This window comes from Vibrio pomeroyi (assembly GCF_024347595.1).
GTDB lineage: Bacteria > Pseudomonadota > Gammaproteobacteria > Enterobacterales > Vibrionaceae > Vibrio > Vibrio pomeroyi.
The window spans coordinates 1615132-1630523 of the sequence record NZ_AP025506.1 but is presented as its reverse complement, the minus strand read 5'-3'; the positions used below and the strand labels follow the sequence as shown (position 1 = coordinate 1630523).

At 44.8% G+C, this 15392-nt stretch carries 15 protein-coding genes; 2 read left to right on the top strand and 13 right to left on the bottom strand.

Annotation, left to right across the window (positions count from 1 at the left end; all coding sequences use genetic code 11):
• Positions 1 to 728 precede the first annotated feature (728 nt).
• Together OCV12_RS07330 and OCV12_RS07325 are read left to right on the top strand one after the other, a co-directional pair.
• Positions 729 to 1988, top strand: a complete 1260-nt coding sequence (locus OCV12_RS07330; protein WP_261885776.1) for an adenylosuccinate synthase — start codon at positions 729 to 731, stop codon at positions 1986 to 1988.
• Positions 1989 to 2109: 121 nt separating this feature from the next.
• The gene (locus OCV12_RS07325; protein ID WP_261884832.1) at positions 2110 to 3123 is read left to right on the top strand and encodes an IS110 family RNA-guided transposase; all 1014 of its coding nucleotides are present in this window, start codon (positions 2110 to 2112) and stop codon (positions 3121 to 3123) included.
• Positions 3124 to 3380: 257 nt separating this feature from the next.
• Here OCV12_RS07325 and OCV12_RS07320 read toward each other — a convergent pair whose 3' ends face one another.
• From OCV12_RS07320 to cpaB, 13 genes are all read right to left on the bottom strand, one after another.
• The gene (locus tag OCV12_RS07320; RefSeq protein WP_261885775.1) at positions 3381 to 4322 is read right to left on the bottom strand and encodes a sensor domain-containing diguanylate cyclase; all 942 of its coding nucleotides are present in this window, start codon (positions 4320 to 4322) and stop codon (positions 3381 to 3383) included.
• Between the two features lie 151 nt (positions 4323 to 4473).
• The gene (locus tag OCV12_RS07315; RefSeq protein ID WP_261885774.1) at positions 4474 to 5112 is read right to left on the bottom strand and encodes an OmpA family protein; all 639 of its coding nucleotides are present in this window, start codon (positions 5110 to 5112) and stop codon (positions 4474 to 4476) included.
• An 8-nt stretch (positions 5113 to 5120) separates the two neighbouring features.
• Positions 5121 to 6677: a TadE/TadG family type IV pilus assembly protein gene (locus tag OCV12_RS07310; RefSeq protein WP_261885941.1), complete on the bottom strand. Its 1557-nt coding sequence runs from the start codon at positions 6675 to 6677 to the stop codon at positions 5121 to 5123.
• A 10-nt stretch (positions 6678 to 6687) separates the two neighbouring features.
• Positions 6688 to 7245, bottom strand: coding sequence for a tight adherence pilus pseudopilin TadF (gene tadF, locus OCV12_RS07305; RefSeq protein ID WP_261885940.1), 558 nt, complete (start codon positions 7243 to 7245; stop codon positions 6688 to 6690).
• Positions 7235 to 7717, bottom strand: coding sequence for a TadE family protein (locus tag OCV12_RS07300; protein ID WP_239847720.1), 483 nt, complete (start codon positions 7715 to 7717; stop codon positions 7235 to 7237). Before OCV12_RS07300 ends, tadF begins: the two co-directional genes overlap by 11 nt.
• Positions 7704 to 8441 (bottom strand): tetratricopeptide repeat protein, encoded by a 738-nt coding sequence (locus tag OCV12_RS07295; RefSeq protein ID WP_239847719.1) that lies wholly within the window; start codon positions 8439 to 8441, stop codon positions 7704 to 7706. The genes OCV12_RS07300 and OCV12_RS07295 overlap by 14 nt, the downstream gene beginning before the upstream one ends.
• A gap of 12 nt (positions 8442 to 8453) precedes the next feature.
• Positions 8454 to 9296 carry a type II secretion system F family protein gene (locus OCV12_RS07290; RefSeq protein WP_261885773.1) on the bottom strand — a complete coding sequence of 281 codons (843 nt, stop codon included), beginning with the start codon at positions 9294 to 9296 and terminating at the stop codon, positions 8454 to 8456.
• Positions 9293 to 10195 carry a type II secretion system F family protein gene (locus tag OCV12_RS07285; protein WP_261885772.1) on the bottom strand — a complete coding sequence of 301 codons (903 nt, stop codon included), beginning with the start codon at positions 10193 to 10195 and terminating at the stop codon, positions 9293 to 9295. The genes OCV12_RS07290 and OCV12_RS07285 overlap by 4 nt, the downstream gene beginning before the upstream one ends.
• Position 10196: 1 nt before the next feature.
• Complete coding sequence (locus OCV12_RS07280) at positions 10197 to 11468, bottom strand: CpaF family protein (protein WP_123487204.1); 1272 nt, start codon at positions 11466 to 11468, stop codon at positions 10197 to 10199.
• The gene (locus tag OCV12_RS07275) at positions 11465 to 12706 is read right to left on the bottom strand and encodes an AAA family ATPase (protein WP_261885771.1); all 1242 of its coding nucleotides are present in this window, start codon (positions 12704 to 12706) and stop codon (positions 11465 to 11467) included. The genes OCV12_RS07280 and OCV12_RS07275 overlap by 4 nt, the downstream gene beginning before the upstream one ends.
• The gene (locus OCV12_RS07270; RefSeq protein WP_261885770.1) at positions 12706 to 13185 is read right to left on the bottom strand and encodes a hypothetical protein; all 480 of its coding nucleotides are present in this window, start codon (positions 13183 to 13185) and stop codon (positions 12706 to 12708) included. The genes OCV12_RS07275 and OCV12_RS07270 overlap by 1 nt, the downstream gene beginning before the upstream one ends.
• Positions 13182 to 14552, bottom strand: coding sequence for a type II and III secretion system protein family protein (locus OCV12_RS07265; RefSeq protein WP_261885769.1), 1371 nt, complete (start codon positions 14550 to 14552; stop codon positions 13182 to 13184). The genes OCV12_RS07270 and OCV12_RS07265 overlap by 4 nt, the downstream gene beginning before the upstream one ends.
• Entirely contained in the window at positions 14552 to 15376 is an 825-nt protein-coding gene (gene cpaB, locus OCV12_RS07260; RefSeq protein WP_210468277.1) for a Flp pilus assembly protein CpaB, read from the bottom strand. The genes OCV12_RS07265 and cpaB overlap by 1 nt, the downstream gene beginning before the upstream one ends.
• Between the last annotated feature and the right edge of the window lie 16 nt (positions 15377 to 15392).

Genomic DNA, 15392 nt, shown 5'->3' with positions numbered 1-15392 from the left:
CCTACAGTGAGGAACGAACATGATAGGGAATCTCGCTTGTGGTTTGAGATTCCTAATACCTCGTTCCTCGGTTCTGGAGTGACGCCAAGAAACCGAGCTAACGTTAGGTTCGTCACTTTCGACCACAAGGCACTACAATCGCATCGAATTCCACTACAAGGTGCACCCCGCCCCGCCATTCCCTGCAGTGAGGGACGAACGTGATAGGGAATTTCGCTTGTGGTTTGAGATTCCTGATACCTCGTTCCTCGGCTCTGGAATGACGCCAAGAAATCGAGCCAACGTTAGGTTCGCCACTTTCGACTGCAAGGCACTACAATCGCATCGAATTCCACTACAAGGGATATCCCACCCCGTCATTCCGTAAAGTAATAGGTTTCCTCACATCGTCATTCCCTACAGTGAGGAACGAACGTGATAGGGAATCTCACTTGTGGTTGAGATTCCTGATACCTCGTCCCTCGGTTCTGGAATGACGCCAAGAAATCGTGCCAACGTTAGGTTCGTCACTTTCGACTATAAGGAACTACAATCTCATCGATTTCCACTACAAGGTATATCCCACATCGTCATTCCCTACAGTGAGGGACGAACGTGATAGGGAATCTCGCTTGTAGGTTAAGACTTTAAGGCTATATGGAATCCTTATCAAGATAATAAAGACAATTAATTTCTCTTATTTTTATTGCAGGATTAACATGATTTCTCAATCAGTCAGGAGAAAAATTATGCCATCTATTGTTGTTGTAGGCGCAAACTGGGGCGACGAAGGCAAAGGCCGTATCGTTGATTTTTTAGCAGATCAAGCTTCTGCTAGCATTCGCTTTCAAGGCGGAAACAATGCTGGCCATACCGTAGTAAACGACTTCGGTACGTTCAAACTGCATCAACTGCCTAGTGGTTCTTTTAATCCTGATTGTACGGCGGTTCTTGGCCCTGGCATGGTGATAAGCCCATCTGCGTTAGCTGAAGAGATTGCAGAAGTACAAGCGGCTGGTATCAAAGTTAAGATGGCGATTTCAGACCGCGCGACACTATGTCTGCCTTTGCATGCTCTTGAAGATACACTTGAAGAAGAACGTTTGGGCGATGGCGCTTACGGTTCAACACGTCAAGGTATTGCACCTGCTTACGGCGACCGCGTGATGAAAAAAGGTATTCTTGTGGGTTGGTTGAATCAACCTGAGATTCTAGAGCAGCGTATTCAATTCCTGCTTGATTGGAAAATGCCTCAGCTTAGAGCGCTATACCCTCAATGTGATTTCACTCAGACTGCTTCTGAAATGACAGAGTGGCTACTTGAAGTGACTAAGGCTTGGCGTCCGTTCATTTGCAACGTGACGGAACCACTTAAAGCACTTCAATCACAAGACGCGAACCTGCTGTTTGAAGCTCAGTTAGGTGCAGGCCGTGATCTTGTCTACGGTGAATACCCTTGGACGACGTCTTCTAATGTAACTGCAGCTTACGCAGGTATCGGTAGTGGTTTACCTGCCCTTCGCCCTGAACGTGTTATTGCCGTTGCTAAATCGTTCAGCTCATCAGTGGGTACTGGCACGCTAGTAACAGCAATGGAAGAACAAGACAGCTTCCGCGAAAGCTCTAACGAATATGGCGCAACAACGGGTCGACCGCGCGATATGGGCTACTTTGATGCAGTAGCAACTCGCAACGGCGTTGACCTGCAAGCCGCGACTGAAATCGCACTGACTAAGATTGATTGCCTGTCTGGTTTATCTGAACTTAAGATCTGTACCGCTTACTCAGGTGAACACACAGAGAACCCAATTTGGCCACAAACTGCTGAACTAAAACCTGTATATGAAGATATGGCAGGTTGGGACGAGGACATCACTGGCTGCCGCACATTTGAGAGCCTTCCTCAAGCCGCACAAGATTACGTAACTCGTATCGAAGAATTGATGGGCGTGCCAATTGTGATGGTATCGGTAGGTCCTGAGCGCGAGCAAATGATCATTCGAGCTTAGTTTCGAAAATAGCTAAGGCAACATCTACATCAAAGCCCACATCCAGTGGGCTTAATTATATGGTCCGCCTCACTCTCAAGCCCTTAAGCTTAGAGTAGGCTCTCAGAATGAGGTGAACCATATGTCTTCTATTCATATTTTAGGTATCGACCTAGGTAAACATTGCTTCCATGCTATCGCACATAACCGTTGTGGAGTGGAGGTGCTTCGTCGTAAATTTAATCGTAACCAACTCTTAATCTTTCTTAGTAAAATAGAACCAACAACTATTGCTTTCGAAGCCTGTGGCGGTGCTCATTGGCTTGCTCGAAAGTGTAGTGAGTTTGGTCATCAACCCCGACTTATTCCTCCTCAGTATGTAAAGCCTTATGTCAAAGGCAATAAAAACGATTTCATCGATGCTTCAGCGATCGCAGAGGCTGCGGGTCGACCGACCATGAGGTTTGTAGCTGTAAAAAGTGAAGAGGCTCAAGTCATCGCAGCGATTCATCGAGTCAGAGATAGTTATATCAAGGAGAGAACTGCCACTATGTCGCGGATCGGCGCGATCTTACTTGAGTTCGGCCTTAGCTTTCCCAAAGGGCATGCAAAGATGAAGTCTCTGTTTCAATGGTTAGCTGAACAAACCGTCTCATTACCAAAAAGCTTGCTATGTGAATTGATATCTATCCACGAACATTACAAGTACCTTAATGAACAAATCAAAACTCAAGATAACAAGCTTCAAACTATTGTTAATAACAATGAAAGTGCTCAATTATTAAAAACTATCCCTGGAATTGGCGATCTTACCTCCACATTGTGTATAGCCGATGTAAGCTCTCCGAATAACTTTACCAATGGCCGTGAGATGGCGGCTTGGTTGGGGCTTGTGCCAAGGCAATTCTCAACGGGAGGAAAGACCAAACTACTTGGTATGAGTAAACGAGGGAATAAACACCTCAGAACTCTGTTTGTCCATGGGGCAAGGGCTGTACTCTCTAGACTAGAGACGACAGGGAAAGTGTTCGGAGAGTGGCTTGCGAACCTACGAGCCACCAAACCATTTAATGTAGTGGTAGTCGCATTAGCCAACAAGCTAGTGAGGATAGCTTGGGCGGTGTTATACCACCGCCAAGCTTTTAAGGCTGTTTAGCTATAACCAAGTTTGCAACGCCAATGAACGTGATGACAAAAACGGTCAATCGGCCAGATTAAGAACCTGACACAAAAAATAGCAATCAATGCTTTGGGCTTTTTAAGGATAATCTGGCGCGGATATCATCGTGGAGCTGGGAAGCTAGTGCTCCCAACAAGGACTCCGAATACATTAGCGCAAACCAACTCCGTTATTACTTAATTGTAGTTGCAATAACGGGGCGGACCATACATTTTTACGCCTGTCACGAACATCTAAATCTTGTTCTTCTTATTGAGGTACATGTTTTCATCGGATGACTTTATTAGATTGATGATGTTGAAGCTTCGCGAATCCGCGATACCACAACCATATGAAAAACCGAGAGGTACTTCATCATCACAACGAAAACCTTCAATGAAATCATGAAACTCAGCGTGAATGTTACTGATCAAATCAGAAGCATAACCCGGCTCTTCTGAGTGTATGACGACAATGAACTCATCCCCACCTACCCTTGCCGATATGCTGTTATACGTTGAATTGTTTTTAATGCATGACGCAAACCCAGAGATATAATCATCACCTTTGAAGTGGCCATACGTATCGTTAATGTACTTCAAATTATCCAAGTCGAAATACAAACAAACGATCTCGCCATCGCTGATGTTTGCTTTGTTGAATTCATGGAAGAAGCCTCTTCGATTGAGAAGCGTCGTCATGATATCAAAATGACTGTTCTTGTATAAAATCCTGCTCTCTTCTTTTAGTAGGATTTCGGAACGCAGCAAGGTTGAAATATTTTCAATCAAGTTAACTTGGCTTTGCGAATACGTTGTTGGGCTCAAATCAAACACCAAAAGAACCGCAAACACTTCACCATCGACATCCCTTACAGGAACGCCGCAAAAAGATTTGTAGGCATCCGCTCCTTTTGCAGTCGTGGATTCACCATCAGAGTGACCACTCAAATAGACCGTGCGATTTTCGTTGTGTACATACTCACAAAAGCAGCTTATTCGGCTCTTGTGTTGGTTGCACGATATGTTTGAGGAGCTCCAAACACTTTCAGAACCAGAGCAACTCAAATCAGAGATCATAATGATGCCTGCGTTAGACGCGTCCATTATGTCTCGTATGTTATCCAATATAGATACCCAGGTATCTATATCGATATTTTTTTCCATCCCTTCAGAAGAGATTTTATCAAAAAGCATTAATATTTCTTTAGTGTCAGACAGTTAAACTTGATTGAATGTTCATTAGAGTGCGTTGTAACAAAATTCTAAAGTGATAATTTAGGGCGGCTATTACCTAGTACTAAGCAACAACCAAGCACTAAGCAATAACCAAACCCAATCGCGCATCTTAATTTTCTAATTCGACGCTATCGTTTTCAGAAGCCCAAATCTCGGAGCGTCTATTCTTCGCTCTCCCCTCTGCCGTTGTATTGGAAGCTATAGGCTTACTTTCACCAAACGAACGAATAACAAGGCGGTTTTTCTCGACACCATCGGCGATTAAACCATCCGATGTAACCAACGCTCTCTGTAGCCCTAAAGCTTGGTTGTAACCTTCTTCGCCAGTGCTGTCTGTGTGACCATCCACCGTAATTGAACTGCCATTAGTCTGTAATTCACCTGCTAATTGGCTCAATGCTTTGCTGCCCATTGGCGTTAAGTTGTGCTGGTCAAAACCAAAATGAAGGCGAGCCAACAACCCTTTACGCTCTTGGTTACTTATCCAAGTCTTACAACCTGATTGGCTCATACCCAGATTGGATTGGCCTGCTAACGCTTGTTTTAACTCGCTGCTGTCAGACGACTGCTCTATTTGTAGAAAGCCTTGTCTATGCTGTGCAATGCCGACAACATCATCAACTCTTACACTATGCTGATATTCACTGAATGCCGTGTCGCAATAAACACTGATACCTTCTTCCGCATGGGCGATAAAACTAAGTTGCAATGTCGATAGGACGATTGAACTGATCATTAACTTTTTCATATTTTCCTCTAATACAACTTAGTGATTCCGCTTGTTTTTGAGCCTTTACGGATGAGTTCTTCTATCTTTTCAATCAATTCATCTAGGTTAGATACATCGATGATGTCTTCATTTGGGTCTTCCACACAGTCTTGAAAACCACTTTGTTGGGATGCTCGAAAATCGATACCAATTACACCTATGTATAAGCCCGGTATCTCTTCTCTTGCTTTGTCACACATGCCTCTGTCGACTAACCCTCTGAGGATGCCGTTATCAGGGCTTTCCTGACCATCACTTAAAATGAGTAGCATCTTGATTTTCTTGTTGTAGGCTTGCTGTTCTTCTTGATCGGCGCTGTTCGGGTCACCGTCATGCAAGATTTGCGATCCTCTCAATATTCCTTGAAAGGCCGCAGTACCACCGTCGGCCCACATCGAATTAATCGGATTCAAGTCAGAAAGCTTGTTCGATAGGCGAATATTGGAAAACTGCGATGAGTTTGAAGAACCATGCGCGTTAAATAGCTTTGTTCCACTCACACCATAAAAATCAGGCTGTAACCCTGACTTGTCCGTAAACATGGTCGACACTGAAGTCGATAAATCTACATAGTTATAAACATCAGCAACGGAGTATCGATCTGCATTAATGACATCCTTTATGCGTTTAGCATACTTTCGGTTGTCCGATTTTGGATTTGAACAATATGACTGCCAATTCGCACAGTTGATCACTTGATTTTCCGAATACGTACGCCAGTAATCCCAGTCGACATCGTTGTAGGAATAAGGTGATACGTTGATTTTATAGTTATCTTTGTAACTCAATTGGCTTGTCGCGTTGGCTTTATTACCCGAGACGATTTCCCTCGTTCGAACATTAAAAGGCACAAAGCCAACTCGGTTAAGCAGCTTGTCTCCGGTTGTATCTTCACCCGGCTCGTCACACACATCTTTCAATTCTCCATCGACATTCTCTTGAGCAATCGATGTACAAAGAATTTTGCTGGATATTTCATCGATGGCCGTTTTCAGATCGTCGATTTTTATGTGTCTACTTGAACCCCACCTTTCGTTCATTGAACCAGAAAAGTCCGACACAAAAACAATGTCGATGTTGTTATCACCCAAGTAAACCGGGTACTTTCGAGCCAATGAACGTCCCGCAAGATCTTGCTGCTCATCAAAAGACGGAATAAAGCTGCTCGCAAACCAAGAGTCGTGTGTCGTCTTGGCATTCACCGTGTATTGGATGTATTCAAGAACCCCTGCGCCCTCGTCTTCTGCTTGGTGGAAACGGTCTGCAGAGAGGTTGGTTGATTTGATATCACGCACATAGTTTTCGACATACTTGGTCGCAAGCGCACGAGCCTGATCCGGTTGATCTTCAATAGTCACCGCTATCGCAGCCGCCTCTGCTGAATCTCGTAATCGACTGGTCTCTTGAACATAACGCGTGCCTTCAACCGCCCAAAAGGTCATGCCCATGATTGGAACAAGCAATAAACCCATCCACACCGCGGCAACCCCTTGTTGTCTTTGGAGACTGATATGCTGGCGATTGATATGACGCCCATGCTGCATTTTCATTTCATTATCTCCCTGGCATTATTGAAGATGAGGCAATCTTTACCGTGGTACTGGTGCCACCGTTGAAGAAGGGTTTGAACCAAGAGCTCTCCTCTTCACAAAGGCTGATGCGGTACAATGGATACACGACTCCCTTCTCTACGGGCGTCAAATCTGCATGATCGAGAATCGAATCGGTTTGGCAATTTAAGCTTCTGTACTTGCTGGTTGAGAATTCAGCGACATTAACTTTATTGGTCAATGACTCTATCTTGATAGCCACACTATCTACTGGTGTATTAAGCATTCGACTTGCCACTTTCGCCATGTCTTCTAACTCTGCATTGGTTACGGGTAGGTTTTGTCCTGCCAGCACGTCGGCTTCAAAATAGCGAGTACGCTCTTTAATGACATTCACCAAAGCAAAGCTGGATCGATCGAGCTTGGCGCGCACGAGCAACTGATAACTCAGATCTGCAGCAAACAGGTAAACGCCCCACAAAGCCACAAGGATGAAAACCAATTCAATGGTGTAAGAACCTTGTTGACGACGTTTCGACAACATACCTTGGTTACGGAGCATCATCTTCCCACCCCTCGTGTTCTAGGTTCAAAACCATGGTGCGTGAAATATCTCTATCTGCGGCACCGGTCAACTTAATAACTGGGGTATAACGGTAGGTCACGGTGATCTCGGCTAAGTCGTAATTGAAGTTCAAGCCTTGATCTGAGTGCCCCCTGTTCGCGATAAAATCGTCATAGGTTTTGAAATACTGACCTGCAATAGAGAAACGAGAGCTATCAATTAAGAAACTCCATAGGTTGTTATCGTCTTCAATTAACGTCCTAAACTTATTCTCGTACTGTTCATTGATCCCTTTACCTTCATAGATTTTGGTATTCCTGATGGTTTCTCTCAGCGAATACTCGGTCATGTTCACAACGTAGATTTGATAACTTGATTCGAAGATCGCGAAGGTGGCAAAAAACAGCACAAGCGCACCTAATACAAACTCAATCGCCGTCACGCCTTTCTGCTTGTTAAGACGCTTCATCATTAACTCCTAATTGAGTTAGTTCAGCAGCGATGTTCTGGATCTCTTCTGCTGAGAAATCGCCTTTGAGCAGCTTTTTGGCCGAGTCGATTTGCTGAGTTTTCATCAGAGCAATAGCCAGATTAGCTTTAACGGTTTTATTTGCTGGGTCTTCTTTTAAAACCGGAGCTAGTGTTTGAATCGCTTGTTGATACTCACCATTGGCCATTTGAATCATTGCGATATTGTTCTTAACAACAACATCGTCATAACCGCGTAAACGAGCTTGGTTGAGCTCTTTCTGTGCTTCATCGTATTTCCCAACTTTGGTGTAAGACACACCGAGTAAGACGTGAATTTGCCCTGTTCTGTTTCCAGCATCGATAGAGGCTAAGTAAGCAGAAATGGCACTCCCAATGTCATTTTTTGCATCAAACACTTGGCCTTCTAATTGGTACAAGTTGGGATTTTCGACCCCCTCTTTTTGCAGGTGTTGAACATAAAAGTCTGCCGACTCGATATCCCCTTTATGGAAGTATGCCCATGCTAGATTCTCTTTCACCTCTGGATCTTCGGAGCCTTGTTCTAGCTGGGATTTATAATAACTAATGAGGCCGTCATAGTTCTTTACTTTTTCCATGCTCGTGACGTCGCCAAGCTGTAAGTCTTGTTGTGACGGTGCCGATTGACAGCCCGCCAACACACTCAGCGTGAGCAAAATGAAACCGATACGTTTTCCAATCATTCGCAATTCTCCCTAGATGCTCAATGTCATTTGCATGATGCTCGGCGCGAGAATCAGGATAACGATCGGGAACATGATGAAGAGGATCAAAGGCACACTCATCTTCGCAGAGAGCTTACCCACCTTTTCCTCGACCGTAAGAATCTGCACTTTTCGCATGTCTTCTGCGAGATCACTTAACACGTGCGCCACGGATGTGCCGTATTGCAAATTTTGAATGATGGTCAGAACAAAGCTTCGAACAGGTGGTGTAGGAATACGTTCACTCAGATCATTGAGCGCCTTTTCTAGACCGTGAATTTTCGCAGAGTCGGATGTGCGCTTAATCTGGTAACAAAGGTCGGAATCAAATTCCGCTAACTCTTTGCCCAGATAAACCAGCGCCGCTTCAATCGTCATACCCGTTTGAACACATACCGACATCATATCGAGCAAATACGGCAGTTGAGCCGAAGTTCTGCTGATCAACATCTTGCGTCGCATTTGTAGCAAGGTGTCTGGCACGACGATGACGGCAATCAGCGAGAAAATAACCACGAGCAGTTTGTTGGTCGATGTCATATCCCCTAATAACACCAATCCTGAAATCAGAGCCAATACCAATAACTTGGCCGGGAAATAGAATTTCGCCCACTCAGTGTTGTAATAGCCGGCCTCAATCATCTTTTGCTCAAGTTCGTGTCGATGTTCTTTACCAAAACGAACAAAAAAGCGGTTTACGCGAGAAGGAGCACGAATAGCATCGTCTCCAATGTAGAGTGCAACTTTCTTATGTCGTTGCTCTTTACGAATCGAGTCGACAATTAGAAAGAGTAACGAGAAAAACAACACAATAAGGGAAGCCAGTAACATCATGCGCGTACTCCTCTTACTAATAACCAAACAATGAACAAACCAAAAAGCTCACTCCCAAGCACGTAAAACAATATGATTCTTCCCTCGGGGTCATAGAGAACAAAATCCACATTAGCGGGATTAACGTAGTTAAGAATAATCATAAAAATCAAAGGAATGGCTGCAACGATTTTGGCGGAGATTCGAGCTTCCGAAGTCATCGCCATCTTCTTTTTTTCGAGTGTTCGAGAGTCAACCAAAACCCTAATCAGACGTGCTAACACACCTTTAAGCTGACCACCTCGAGCGATGTTCGCCCTAATTGTCACGGTAAAGAACAGAAACTCTGGGTATGGGTAGTTTTTACACGATCGTTGAAGCACGACTTCTGGAGACTCACCGAGCTTCAGTCGCTCTCCCATTAACTTGAACTCACGGCCTATCGGGTTATGCATTACATCGCCCACATAACTGATGGCTTGCATTAAACTGTCACCCGCGGTTACTGCACTCATTAAAATATTCAGCGCATCAGGGAAGGTGTTTTCAAAATCACGTCGTCTTCTGGTGACCAGAAAACGATAGCCAAACAAGGTAAACATCAAAGAGGAACCAAGCACCAACCAAGTGTTGGTGATTGATAGTAGATCGGTAACGATGTACCAAGATGCAATCAGGCTGCCCGTAATATAGATCGCGATGTATAACGTCGAACGCGGCCCCAAAACCATTAATGTTGGTGAAATGGAGTCTTTGAACTTTTGCCATCCTTGCTTACGCACCAATGACTTAACATTGATAGCGTTAAAGTTTTCTGCTTCCGCTTCTTCAATATTGAAAAACTGGTGAACGTTTTTGACCTTTGAATCTCGGATCAAAAGCAGCACAAACGCAAACAGGATTAATGAAACCCAAAGCATGCTATGCCCCCTTAAACGATGCGATAAGCTCGTCATAGAGCCCAAAGAATTGCGCTTTTTTGACTAGCTCAGAACGTTGCATGATGCCGTCAGTAACAAATTCACCTTTAACGTTTTCTCCGTAATGCGCATCGTCATAACGAAAGCGATAGATCTCTTCCATCACTACACTCTCGCCTTCCAAACCAACAATTTCAGAGATGCTCGTGATCTTGCGAGACCCATCACGCAGTCTGTTAACCTGAACAATCATCTGAACGGCGCTGACGATCGTTCTTCTAATCGCGTCTAAAGGCTGATTTAAGTTCGCCATCATCACCATGGATTCAACACGGGCAATCGCGTCGCGCGGTGTATTGGCGTGCAATGTCGACATTGAGCCATCGTGTCCGGTGTTCATGGCTTGCAGCATTTCAAACGCTTCAGAGCCACGACACTCACCCAGAATAATTCGGTCTGGACGCATACGTAGCGCATTGATCACCAACTCTCGCTGGGTAACTGCTCCTGTCTGTTCAACACTCGATGTACGTGTTTCGAGTCGCACTAAGTTGGGCTGTTGAAGGCGCAGTTCAGCCGCATCTTCGATCGTAACGATACGTTCGTCTTCAGCGATGTATTGAGACAAAGCGTTGAGCAGCGTGGTTTTGCCTGAGCCTGTACCGCCAGAGATCAATACATTAATTCGACAGCGCGAAGCGATCATCAGCACTCTTGCCATGTCTGGGGACATCGAACCGAAGCCAATCAAATCTTCAAAGCCGATGTTCTGTTCTCTGAACTTACGAATAGAAATCGACGTGCCATCTAAAGAAATCGGAGGAATCACGATGTTCACACGACTGCCATCTTCCAATCGAGCATCGACCGTCGGAGAGAGTTCATCAACACGTCTCCCGACGCGTGATGCAATACGTTTGGCAATAGCGAGCAGTTGCTCTTCGTTCACAAACGAAACTTCGGATTTTTTGACCTTACCGTGTCGTTCGAAAAAGATGTTGTTTGGCCCATTCACCATGATGTCGGATATAGACTGATCTTCAACCAAAGGCTGTAAAGGACCCAAACCAAACAGTTCATCGATAAGGCTTTTCACCAATCCTGACTTCATCATCGAAGTGATCGGTCTTTGGTAACTGTTCGCCAGTAGATCAACCGCTGCTTGAATCTGAGATTCGAGGTCTCGGCGGCTCATTTTCTGAACCGCTTCTGCGTCTAGGGCTTCAAATATCTGACCACGAAACGCGAGGTATAAGTCTTTATTAGAACTCATTTAGCACGCACCTTTTTCAGCCAAGAATTCATGCCCTTCTGATCCATAGGTTGACCATTAATCAGCTTCACCAGTTGCTCCATTGAACGACTGATATGGCGGTCGTGCTTGTGCCCTCGTTTACCATCAATAATGATGTGCGCTAACGCTTTGCAGTAATCCACTTCTAGATCGACATTGGCGCTCAAATACTTGGTCAGGTCGGGCTTTTGTAAAACGTAAGCATTTTCCGGACGGTGGTAATTCACCACAGTGATCACGCGTGTACGAGAGGATAACGTAAGCTGCAAGCTAGAGATCTTTTCAAACAGTCGCTTCGCACTTCTAACGGACGACACCGACGCATCTAACACCAACACAACCACATCGAAGTTTTCTACCAAAAGTTGAGGTTCAACTTTGAAATCCACACCACCGGAAAAATCTTCAATGATGAAGTTGGTGTTTCGCGCCAATAACTCACACAACGTTTGGTTGTAATTCAAAACATCGTTTTGGCTCATGTCGCCATCGATAGCCAACAGACGTAAATTTTTACGTGCGTTGAATAGGTAGCTCAATGCCCCTTCTTCATCCATTTCATGCAATGGTGCAGTGAACTCATCAATGGTTCGTGGCTTAAAGTCTTTTAGCCCTAGCAAAACATCGATGTTGGTATCGGCATATTGATGGTCGACGAGAATCGTGTCTGAACCTTGTGTCGATAGCAGTGAACTCACCTCTGTGGCAAGAAACGATGTACCTACGCCACCTTTTGAGCCCACAATCGCAACTCGCTTTGCTTTGCGTTTTTGGCTCACGCCAGAGAAAGTCTTTAGGTTCTTGCTCACGTGAGTTAAGAAGTCCGCAAACTCCTGCTTGTTCACTGGCCAGAAAACATAGTAAAAACCCATGTCTTTAAGTGAACGCAGCGTAGAAATAGCGTCCTCTTTACCAATCACGACCACCCCTTTGTGGGTGGGCAGTTTGCTAGCGAAGGATTTAGCATCTTCAACTACATTGGTTGATTCATTTAGCTCTAGAATCACAATATGACTGCTTTGTTGCTCTGTTAGTTTGGTCAAACCCGCTTTAGCTTTGACACAAGCAGGATCATTCCACCCTTCAAATCGAAAGACTTCTTGAACAAGATCTAAACACTTTTGAGATTGATAGAACAATGTACATCCGGCAACACCTGTCGTTCCGGTCTGAACTGGCTTGGCCTTGGTTGTTAATGCTTTCGTTAGGTCAAACATTATTGCTCTCCTACCAATCGAGACTTGTAAGCCACTTGCTTCAAACGCATCGATTCAGCAAAACAATCTTGCTGTCTCAACCGAACGTGAATCTGCGCTGGTTTGCATTCTTGAGTCTTCAAACGCGTTAACGTCACCTGAATATTTAGATCGCTAGGCAACAATTGAGCGTTTCGATACGTCACTCTTTGTGGTGCAATAAGGTGTGAAGGATATTGTTCGAAGATCGCCTGCAGCATCTGTTTGCTGCGAGATGATTTGTAATCCACAACATAGGTCGCTTCTTGGTCCATCGACTCAATATCTTGAATCAAAGCAGTAATCTGTTTGGTCGTTTCAGCGCGGTTTTTCATCGCAAACTCAAAACTGTGGTGCTCTTTGTACACCAAGGCTTCGGAACCCTGTCCGACAAAGTATTGCTCAGAGGCGCAGCCGAAAAGTGACGTGGTAAATAACGCCATCAATAATAATTTCTTCATTGGATAAACCCTCCTTGCGACAATAGGCGAATCGTTGCATCAGAAGACGTCACTGACTTGCCATCCCAATCGACGTTAAGCCAACGCGCCAATGTAGAGGTCTTTTTTATGTAAGGCAGTTGGATGTCTTTCGGCTTCATCGGCTCAACAAGATTCACCGTGGCAACGATGATCAACTCGGTTCGCTTTCTTTCTGTGGTTGCTTTTCTAAATGCGGCACCAAGCACCGGAATATCACCAACGAAAGGGATTTTTTGCATTTTTTCTAGATCAGCGCTGCTCATCAAACCACCAAGAACGAAGCTGTCACCATCAGCTAGCTCAACAGTCGTCATGGCTCGTCGCGAAGCCAGTTGCGGAACTTTGATGCCAGCAGCTTCAACATAACCTTCTACTTCACTCACTTCAGGCGCTAACTGCATTCGGATTTTGTCCTGGCTAAGCACTTTTGCAGTCAGGTCGAGCTTGATGCCGAACTCTTTGAATGAAATGTTGACGTTGCTACTAGTCGAAACGATAACGGGCACTTCGCCACCCACGAGAAAGCTTGCCGACTCACCGGATAACACGGTCAAGTTAGGCTCAGCCAATACCTCTGCAATCTGATCATTGCCTAACGCTGTGATTAACGTGCTTAGGTTTGCCGCATCGAACTGGTCGAAAACAAACTCACCAACACTTGAGCCTACTGAACTCCAATCAACACCAACGGTTTGTCCAAACGATTCAGTTACCTGAGCTACTGAGATTTTGATATTGACTTGCTGAGTGGTCGCAACTTCAATACGTTCGATGATCCCTTCCCACGTCATATTGCGGGCAAATACCATGCTTTCGGGTTCTTCGTAATTTGAGCTATCAGATTTAAACTCTAGCTTCTGAGTTTTGTCCCATTTCTCGGTTTTTTCACGTCCCAATAGAGTTGCTACTAAACGATAGATGTCGTCACGAGTCGCTTCAGAATCAACAAGACCACTGACGGCGACTTGCTCTCCTACAGACTGAACCTTGACTTTCGCGTCAGGGAAATGAAATTTGAGTTGGCGCCTAATATCCGTTAGATCCAAATCAACAATAATGCGATCAGAAAGTAACACCTCATCGTCAATTCCATAGACAATCAAACGCGATTGCCCAATGCTATTGGCGAAGACGACCAAGGTGTTGTCATTGATCACTTTGTAATCAACGATATCAGGGTTATTAATGAAGACTTGGCCAATCGGGCTTTTAAATTTGATGTGCTGTCCATCGTTGAGTGTGATGGAACGATCGGCGGCAAAAGTGTTTGTTATAGAAAGTAAGCCAATCAACGCTGCTAAGATGGAAACACGCAGTGCTTGCTTGATTCGATGATGGAGCATCATTACAAAGCCTCTCTAGAGTTGTTCTCATTACCACGTAGCTCAGCAATACCGGTATAGTTATCGATAATGTTGCGTACCTCCGCGACCTCAGGTTGCGTATAGGTTTGGCTTCGATAAATTTCGATGTGCATTGTGCGTTGTGCTAGCGCGAGTTTTGGTAATTCATCAGGCTTAACTTCGATGACCACCGTAGTCAGACCGTCCTCTTTGCTCGGCGCTCGGGCGGTAATTGAACTATCGCCAGTTTCGTCATTTCCGATGTTGAGGACTTTGACATTTTTTAGAAACATCGAGGCCTTCACTCCTCGAAAGCGCTTCGGCTTATCGATATTTCCAGCCAAATTGGCATTAGGAGAACTCACTGTGAGGATATCGATGTGCGAACCTGGTCGGATGTAATCGTTGATCAGGTTTTTGTCACTGACTTTAAGTGGGTATAACGTCATGCCTTCTGTTATCAACAGGTCAACATATCCAGGCTGACCTGGTGTTACTTGATATTCAGGCAATACCACCTCACTGGCGTTAAGATCGCGATTTAACAAAGTGGAAGGAGCAAAGCTGATTTGAGCGTCTTCTCTAACACCCAACGTTAAAGCTTCACTTAAAGGAAGTTGTTGTTTAACGACACCTTGTGCATCGATTGCACGCCCTTTTTCGTAGGCTTTGGTGGTCATCCAAACGGCAACATGTTCTTCATTTTTTTCAACGACCGTTTCAGCCGCTACTTTCGGTTGCGGCTCACTTTTGAATAGGTCGATAACGCCTAGTGCACCCACGATTAAGGCAGCAATGGCCACAAGTAATACCAGTCGGGATCTCATAATGTGCTCATTTTTT

What these genes read in the sequence shown, in the direction of transcription:
- OCV12_RS07330 (WP_261885776.1), top strand. Translation starts at nt 729, where the DNA reads ATGCCATCTATTGTTGTTGTAGGCGCAAACTGGGGCGACGAAGGCAAA.
- OCV12_RS07325 (WP_261884832.1), top strand. Translation starts at nt 2,110, where the DNA reads ATGTCTTCTATTCATATTTTAGGTATCGACCTAGGTAAACATTGCTTC.
- OCV12_RS07320 (WP_261885775.1), bottom strand. Translation starts at nt 4,322, where the DNA reads ATGCTTTTTGATAAAATCTCTTCTGAAGGGATGGAAAAAAATATCGAT.
- OCV12_RS07315 (WP_261885774.1), bottom strand. Translation starts at nt 5,112, where the DNA reads ATGAAAAAGTTAATGATCAGTTCAATCGTCCTATCGACATTGCAACTT.
- OCV12_RS07310 (WP_261885941.1), bottom strand. Translation starts at nt 6,677, where the DNA reads ATGCAGCATGGGCGTCATATCAATCGCCAGCATATCAGTCTCCAAAGA.
- tadF (WP_261885940.1), bottom strand. Translation starts at nt 7,245, where the DNA reads ATGCTCCGTAACCAAGGTATGTTGTCGAAACGTCGTCAACAAGGTTCT.
- OCV12_RS07300 (WP_239847720.1), bottom strand. Translation starts at nt 7,717, where the DNA reads ATGAAGCGTCTTAACAAGCAGAAAGGCGTGACGGCGATTGAGTTTGTA.
- OCV12_RS07295 (WP_239847719.1), bottom strand. Translation starts at nt 8,441, where the DNA reads ATGATTGGAAAACGTATCGGTTTCATTTTGCTCACGCTGAGTGTGTTG.
- OCV12_RS07290 (WP_261885773.1), bottom strand. Translation starts at nt 9,296, where the DNA reads ATGATGTTACTGGCTTCCCTTATTGTGTTGTTTTTCTCGTTACTCTTT.
- OCV12_RS07285 (WP_261885772.1), bottom strand. Translation starts at nt 10,195, where the DNA reads ATGCTTTGGGTTTCATTAATCCTGTTTGCGTTTGTGCTGCTTTTGATC.
- OCV12_RS07280 (WP_123487204.1), bottom strand. Translation starts at nt 11,468, where the DNA reads ATGAGTTCTAATAAAGACTTATACCTCGCGTTTCGTGGTCAGATATTT.
- OCV12_RS07275 (WP_261885771.1), bottom strand. Translation starts at nt 12,706, where the DNA reads ATGTTTGACCTAACGAAAGCATTAACAACCAAGGCCAAGCCAGTTCAG.
- OCV12_RS07270 (WP_261885770.1), bottom strand. Translation starts at nt 13,185, where the DNA reads ATGAAGAAATTATTATTGATGGCGTTATTTACCACGTCACTTTTCGGC.
- OCV12_RS07265 (WP_261885769.1), bottom strand. Translation starts at nt 14,552, where the DNA reads ATGATGCTCCATCATCGAATCAAGCAAGCACTGCGTGTTTCCATCTTA.
- cpaB (WP_210468277.1), bottom strand. Translation starts at nt 15,376, where the DNA reads ATGAGATCCCGACTGGTATTACTTGTGGCCATTGCTGCCTTAATCGTG.